The organism is Mycobacterium sp. GA-1841 (genome assembly GCF_001954135.1).
GTDB lineage: Bacteria > Actinomycetota > Actinomycetes > Mycobacteriales > Mycobacteriaceae > Mycobacterium.
This window is the reverse complement of the sequence record NZ_MBEQ01000082.1, coordinates 1-5,492: the sequence shown is the minus strand read 5'-3', so window position 1 is coordinate 5,492 and position 5,492 is coordinate 1. Positions and strand designations below refer to the sequence as shown.

Annotated in this window: 5 protein-coding genes and 1 pseudogene; 4 read left to right on the top strand and 2 right to left on the bottom strand. The window is 69.4% G+C overall.

Features of this window, described 5'->3' with window-relative positions:
• Positions 1-91 precede the first annotated feature (91 nt).
• A pseudogene (locus A5740_RS19725) lies at positions 92-1,264 on the top strand (2-succinyl-5-enolpyruvyl-6-hydroxy-3-cyclohexene-1-carboxylic-acid synthase); the annotation flags it as partial.
• Positions 1,265-1,296: 32 nt separating this feature from the next.
• Positions 1,297-1,794 carry a DUF3592 domain-containing protein gene (locus A5740_RS19720; protein ID WP_076196778.1) on the top strand — a complete coding sequence of 166 codons (498 nt, stop codon included), beginning with the start codon at positions 1,297-1,299 and terminating at the stop codon, positions 1,792-1,794.
• Here the strand turns inward: A5740_RS19720 and A5740_RS19715 are convergent.
• Positions 1,784-2,476: a thioredoxin domain-containing protein gene (locus tag A5740_RS19715; protein WP_254849258.1), complete on the bottom strand. Its 693-nt coding sequence runs from the start codon at positions 2,474-2,476 to the stop codon at positions 1,784-1,786. The genes A5740_RS19720 and A5740_RS19715 overlap by 11 nt on opposite strands.
• Before the next feature lie 89 nt (positions 2,477-2,565).
• Between A5740_RS19715 and A5740_RS19710 the strand changes: the two genes are divergently transcribed.
• Complete coding sequence (locus A5740_RS19710) at positions 2,566-3,693, top strand: glycosyltransferase family 1 protein (RefSeq protein ID WP_076196774.1); 1,128 nt, start codon at positions 2,566-2,568, stop codon at positions 3,691-3,693.
• Between the two features lie 20 nt (positions 3,694-3,713).
• Here A5740_RS19710 and A5740_RS19705 read toward each other — a convergent pair whose 3' ends face one another.
• A complete protein-coding gene (locus A5740_RS19705) occupies positions 3,714-4,538 on the bottom strand; it encodes an SDR family oxidoreductase (protein WP_076196772.1) in 825 nt (274 codons plus the stop codon).
• A gap of 161 nt (positions 4,539-4,699) precedes the next feature.
• Here A5740_RS19705 and A5740_RS19700 point away from each other — a divergent pair, with 161 nt between their 5' ends.
• On the top strand, positions 4,700-5,392 hold the full coding sequence (locus tag A5740_RS19700; protein ID WP_076196771.1) for a demethylmenaquinone methyltransferase: 693 nt from the start codon (positions 4,700-4,702) through the stop codon (positions 5,390-5,392).
• The last annotated feature ends 100 nt before the right edge of the window (positions 5,393-5,492 follow it).

The window sequence follows — 5,492 nt, the reverse complement described above, 5'->3', positions numbered from 1 at the left end:
CGTCTCCCCCCCCCCCCCACCGCCCCCCCCCCCCCCCCCCCCGGCGCGGGCGCCCCCCCGCGGGGGGCGGGCGCCCCCCCGCGGGCCCCCCCCCCCCAACGCCGGTCCGGTGCAGTTCGACATCCCGCTGCGCGAGCCGCTGGTGCCCGACAGCGTCCATGGCGATTCGTCGATTCCGGGGTTTGTCGGCTCCTCGCGCGAGCGCTCGTCGGAAGGCCGGCCGGATGGCAAACCATGGACCTACACGCCACCGGTGAGCTTCGACCAGCCCCTCGACATCGATCTCACCCCGGACACCGTGGCGATCGCCGGGCACGGTGCCGGAACGCACCCGAACCTGGCCGATCTGCCGACGGTCGCCGAGCCCACCGCGCCGCCGCCCCGAAACCCGTTGCATCCGTTGGGTCTACGGTTGGTGCACCCCAAGCAGGTCATCATGCTGGGCCGGCCCACCCTGCACCGGCCGGTCTCGGCGCTGCTGGCTGATCCGGCGGTGCCGGTCTATGCGTTGACCACCGGCCCGCGCTGGCCCGATGTCTCGGGCAACTCGATGGCCACCGGCACCCGCGCGGTCACGTCGGGAACCCCGGACCCGGCCTGGCTCAACCGCTGCGCCGAGGTGAACAGGCACGCCGTCGCGGCAGTCCGCGATCAACTCGCGTCGCACCCGATGACCACCGGTCTGCACGTGGCCGCGGCGGTCGCCGACGCCCTGCGGCCGGGGGACCAGTTGGTGCTCGGGGCGTCCAACCCGGTGCGCGACGCCGCCCTGGTCGGGCTGACCGCCGAGGGCGTCAAGGTGCGGTCCAACCGTGGGGCGGCCGGGATCGACGGGACGGTGTCGACGGCGATCGGTGCGGCGCTGGCGCATGAGCGAGCGGGCGACGGGCCGCGCCGGACCATCGCACTGATCGGGGACCTGACGTTCGTGCACGACAGTTCGGGGCTGTTGATCGGGCCGACCGAGCCGACGCCGCGCAACCTGACCATCGTGGTGTCCAATGACAACGGCGGTGGCATCTTCGAGTTGTTGGAGCAGGGTGACCCGCGGTTCTCCGACGTCTCGTCGCGGATTTTCGGCACCCCCCACGATGTGGACGTCGCTGCCCTGTGCCGGGCCTATCACGTGGACAGCAGGCAGATGGAGGTCGACGAACTAGCCGCTGCGCTGGCCGAACCGTTCGACGGCATGCGGGTGCTGGAGGTGAAGGCCGACCGGTCGTCGTTGCGCGCCCTGCACGCAGCGATCAAGGCGGCCTTGTGAGGCCCGCGGAGATCGCCGCGCGATTCCGGGCAATGGTGCAGGCCCTGATCCCGCACCTCTACGGCGAACCGGGGGAGACCCGTTCGCAGCGCATCATCCGCCGTGTGCGGATCGGCGTGGTGATCGCCGCCTGCCTGGTCACGTTGCAGTCGGTGCTGCTGGTGCTCGGCGCCTGGCGCAACGACCAGCAGATCGAGCGCCACATGGGGGTGGCGGCCGCCGAGGTGCTCAGCGCCGGGCCGCGCCGCTCGACGATCGAGTTCGTCACGCCCGACCGGGTGACCTACCGCCCCGAACTGGGCGTGCTGTATCCCTCCGAACTCGACGCCGGGATGCGGATCTACGTCGAGTACGACAAGAACAACCCTGATCTGGTGCGGGTCCGCGACCGCAACGCGTCGCTCGCGATCATCCCGGCCGGATCCATCGCGGTGGTGGGCTGGCTGGCCGCGAGCGCGGCACTGGCCCTGCTGGCCTTCCTGCAGCGACGGCTCAGCCGGCGCGGCGCCGGAGCCCCGGTCAGCTCGTAGGCGTATTCAGCAGTTTGGCCAGCCACTGGGGGTCGCCGATGTCGACCATGGTTTCACCGACCAGGTCGTAGACCGCCGGAGTGGCCACCTCGTACGTCGTCTCGCTGAGCAGCCCGGCGTTGGCTTCGTTGAGCTCGTCGGCATCGATGAGGTGTTCGGCGGCAGCGATCTTGTCGGTCTGTTCAGAGCCGACCCCGCTGTCGGTCGCCATGGCGGCGATCTCGTCGTCGCTCGGGCCGGTCGAGCCCTCGGGCTGCTGATGGCCCCACAGGTCCTGCACGAACGCCTGGAACGCGGCGCCGGTGGTGCCCGGCCCGGCGGCCAGGAACATGGCGTTGGCCACCCGGGCCGAGTACTCGGTGCCGGTCGAATCCAGGAAGGTCAGTGGCCGGTAGGTGACCGCCAGCCGGCCCTGTCCGACGGCGGCGGCGATGTCGTCGCCGACGTTGTGCTGCAGATGCGCGCACGCCGGGCACTGCGGTTCGGTGAACAGGTCGATCTGGGCCGGGGCATCGGGATAGCCGATCTGGATGCCCGTGCCGTCCTGGGTGATCGCGCTGCCGGGTTTGTCGCCGCTGGCCTGCGCATCGCCGTCGACCAGACGCGTGCAGCCGGCCGTGGACCCCGCAACAGACAAGGCCAGCACAGCCAGCATTGCGGTGGCCATCCGCGTCAATCGCATGCCGCAACTTTATCCGCGGGCATCAGGTTTTAGGGTGTCGTATCCCCGGACGCTACCTTGGCGACAGCTGCCGCTGAGAACATCCTGGTGTGCGCGTTGCGATCGTTGCAGAGTCTTTCCTCCCGAATGTCAACGGTGTCACCAACTCGGTGCTTCGGGTGATCGAGCATCTCCGCCGCACCGGCCACGAGGTACTCGTCATCGCCCCCGACACCCCGCGCGGCCAGGCCCCGGCCGAACGCGTGTATGACGGCGTGCGGGTGCACCGGGTGCCTTCGCGGATGTTCCCGAAGGTCACCTCGCTGCCGCTGGGGGTGCCGCGGCCCCGAATGGTCAACGTGTTGCGCGGTTTCGATCCCGACGTCGTGCATCTCGCGTCGCCGGCGCTACTGGGCTGGGGTGGCGTGCATGCCGCCCGGCACCTCGGGGTGCCGACGGTGGCGGTGTTCCAGACCGACGTCGCCGGATTCGCCGAGAGCTACGGAGTCGGCATCCTTTCCCGCGCGTCGTGGGCCTGGACCCGTCGGCTGCACAGCAAGGCCGACCGCACCCTGGCCCCGTCCACCGCGGCGATGGAAAACCTTGCCGCCCACCGCGTTCCCCGGCTATTCAAGTGGGGTCGCGGGGTGGACATCACGGGCTTCGCCCCGTCGGCCCGTGACGAGCGGCTGCGCGGGTCCTGGTCACCGGAGGGCAAACCGATCGTCGGGTTCGTCGGGCGGTTGGCGCCGGAAAAGCACGTGGAACGGTTGGCCTCCTTGGCCGCCCGCGACGATCTGCAACTGGTGGTGGTGGGCGCCGGGGTCGACCATGCCAAACTCGAAACACTCATGCCGACCGCGGTTTTCACCGGTGAGCTGCTCGGTGAGGCGCTGGCGTCGGCCTACGCCAGCATGGACGTGTTCGTCCACCCCGGCGAGCACGAAACGTTCTGCCAGGCGGTGCAGGAGGCCATGGCCTCCGGGCTGCCGGTGATCGCTCCCGACGCCGGCGGCCCGCGCGATCTGATCGCGCCGTACCGTACCGGATTGTTGCTTCCGGTCGCCGAATTCGAGGCAGCCTTACCCACGGCCGTCGAGCATCTGATCGCCGAGCGGGCGCGCTACGCCGTGGCCGCCCGGCGCAGCGTGCTGGGCCGCACCTGGCCGGCCATCTGCGATGAGCTGATCGGTCACTACGAGGCCGTGCAGGGCCTGCGTCAGTTGCGCGCCGCCTGAACTTTCTTCGCGGTGAGAACTCAGCCCTGAGCTTCCACCGACACCGGCTGCCACTCGTCCCAGAGTTGCAACCGGCTCTCGTAATCGGCCTTGGCCAACTGCAACGGCAGCTCACCGAAAAACACTCGCAGCGGCGGGTTTTCGGAGTCGACGATCTTGAGTACCGCGGCGCCCGACGCTTTCGGATCGCCCGGTTTGGCGCTGCGCTGGGCCCGAGCCTGTTGCGCGGCGTCGCGGGCACCGTCGTAATCGGCGAGTGGGGTGGCGTGTTTGGCCGAGGAGCCGGCCCAGTCGGTGGAGAACCCGCCTGGCTCGATCAGCGTCACATGGACACCGAACGGGGCAACTTCCTGGGCCAACGACTGGGACAGACCTTCCAACGCCCACTTGGACGCGTGGTACATGCCGACCAACGGGAACGCGGTGATGCCACCGATCGAGGACACCTGGATGATGTGCCCACTGCCCTGGGCACGCAGGTAGGGCAGCGCGGCCTGGGTGACCCACAACGCGCCGAAGACGTTGGTCTCGATCTGATCCCGGGCTTCGGCCTCGGACAGTTCCTCGATGAACCCGAACTGCCCGTAGCCCGCGTTGTTGACGACGATGTCCAGCCGGCCGAAATGGTCGTGGGCCTGTTTCACCGCGGCGAAGTCGGCCTCCCGGTCGGTGACATCCAGCCGGATGGGAAGCAGTGCGTCGCCGTATTTGGCGGTCAGATCGGCCAATGTCTCGGTGTTACGCGCGGTGGCGGCCACTTTGTCGCCCCGGTCGAGGGCTGCGATCGCCCATTCCCGGCCGAAGCCCCGCGATGCACCGGTGATGAACCACACTTTTTCACTCATGCTCAACCCTTCGTTTTTCGATCCTTGCGGTTCAAGGCGTGCCATGGCCATACCCATTCCCGCAGCCGGCGACTGGCAGGAAGTCCACAGGTGGTGACCGCGCAGGTCCAGGGTTTCGGTCACTGACAATGTTTTGACCCGCGCCCGGTACCGTCAGCAGCGTGAGCCGAGCGAGCCTGGAGAAGAACCCCCACGAAGTGGCGTCGATGTTCGATGCCGTGGCGCGACGCTACGACCTGACCAACACAGTGCTCTCCCTCGGACAGGACCGGTTCTGGCGGCGGCAGACCCGGGCGGCGCTGGGGATCGGACCCGGCGACAAGGTGCTCGACCTGGCCGCCGGCACCGCGGTGTCGACGGTCGAGTTGGCCGGTTCGGGCGCGTGGTGTGTGGCCGCGGACTTCTCGGTCGGCATGTTGGCCGCCGGGGCGTCGCGTCCCGTGCCGAAGGTGGGCGCCGACGCCACCCGGCTGCCGTTCGCCGATGGGGTGTTCGACGCCGTCACCATCAGCTTCGGGTTGCGCAACGTCGTCGACCACGTGGCCGGACTGCGGGAGATGGCCCGGGTGACCCGGCCCGGCGGCCGGCTGGTGGTCTGCGAGTTCTCCACGCCGACCAACCGCGCCTTCGCCACGCTCTACAAGGAGTACCTGATGCAGGCACTGCCGCGGATGGCCACCGCGGTGTCGAGCAACCCGGACGCCTACGTGTATCTGGCCGAGTCGATCCGGGCCTGGCCGGACCAGGCCGAGCTGGCCCAACGTATCGGTACGGCCGGCTGGTCAAACGTCAAGTGGCGCAACCTGACCGGCGGGATCGTGGCGCTGCACGCCGCCACCAAGCCCTCCTCTTAGCCGCTCGCCTAACCCCCCCAGCACCGCGAGACATCCCTGGGAGCTAAGTGTCAAGCGGCGGCTTGTGCGCGGTGTGCCCAGGCGGTGTGTTCGTCGTAGG

Excerpts from the sequence above, each read along its gene's own strand:
- A5740_RS19720 (WP_076196778.1), top strand. The coding sequence starts at position 1,297 with ATGGTGCAGGCCCTGATCCCGCACCTCTACGGCGAACCGGGGGAGACC.
- A5740_RS19715 (WP_254849258.1), bottom strand. The coding sequence starts at position 2,476 with ATGCGATTGACGCGGATGGCCACCGCAATGCTGGCTGTGCTGGCCTTG.
- A5740_RS19705 (WP_076196772.1), bottom strand. The coding sequence starts at position 4,538 with ATGAGTGAAAAAGTGTGGTTCATCACCGGTGCATCGCGGGGCTTCGGC.